The sequence below is a fragment of the Streptomyces sp. NRRL F-2664 genome (assembly GCF_000719345.1).
In the GTDB taxonomy this organism is placed as follows: Bacteria; Actinomycetota; Actinomycetes; order Streptomycetales; family Streptomycetaceae; genus Streptomyces.
The window spans coordinates 1-462 of sequence record NZ_JOFX01000349.1; the positions used below are offsets into that span (position 1 = coordinate 1).

At 71.0% G+C, this 462-nt stretch carries 1 protein-coding gene; it reads left to right on the forward strand.

Annotated elements, in window-relative coordinates; translation table 11 throughout:
* Nucleotides 1-462 (forward strand): hypothetical protein (locus IF89_RS39650; RefSeq protein WP_043194969.1); only part of this gene is annotated, 462 nt, incomplete at both ends.

Genomic DNA, 462 nt, shown 5'->3' on the forward strand with positions numbered 1-462 from the left:
GCCTACGGGCGTGCGGTGAAGACGGTGGACGAGACGGGCACGGTCACCGAGACCCTGTACGACCCCGAAGAGGGTGCTACCGGGCTGGTCGTGTCGCAGAAGACCACCGGCCGGGACGGCAAGGTGCTGCAGGAGACCTCCAACTCCCTTTCCGGGGACCGGCGCACGGTCACCGGGACCGTCACCCGCACCGCAGACAGCGCCGGGAAGCTCACCGCCCGCGAGCAGACCACATTCACCTACGACAAGTACGGGCAGGCCGCCTCGCAGACCGTCTCCTGGGCTGAGGGCGCCGTGGAGGAGGGGCGGGGTGAGGGGCCGGGTGAGCTGAAGACTGAGGTCAGCCGGACCGTTGAGGACGGGCGCCTGACCGAGACCACCACCGTGGCGCCCGGCACGGACGCGGAAACGGTGACCTCGCGGGTGGTGGACCTGGCCACCGGAGCCGTCCTGCAGGAGGCC